We start from the raw sequence: 295 nt of genomic DNA, 5'->3' as shown, positions 1-295 counted from the left end.
GATTGTCGGCCGCGAGCCTGCGCCGGATCTCCACCGCCTCTTCGGTGGCGGTCAGGGCCTCGGCCCGGCGCCCGGCCTCCGACAGCCAGATGCCGAGGTTGGACAGCGAGCGTGCGAGGTCGGGCTCGTAGGCGGCGGGATTGTCGGCCGCGAGCCTGCGCCGGATCTCCACCGCCTCTTGTTCGGCGGTCAGGGCCTCGGCCCGGCGCCCGGCCTCCGACAGATGGCTGCCGAGGTTGGACAGCGAGCCTGCGAGATCGGGCTCGTAGGCGGCGGGATTGTCGGCCGCGAGCCT

General features: G+C 73.6%; 1 protein-coding gene. It reads right to left on the bottom strand.

The window, feature by feature from the left end:
- Nucleotides 1-295 (bottom strand): tetratricopeptide repeat protein (locus AC2CJA_RS27405; RefSeq protein WP_484605303.1); only part of this gene is annotated, 295 nt, incomplete at both ends.

Source organism: Streptomyces sp. ATLC9, assembly GCF_057196705.1.
The sequence above is the reverse complement of the archived record's forward strand: the minus strand, read 5'-3'. Positions and strand labels throughout refer to the sequence as shown.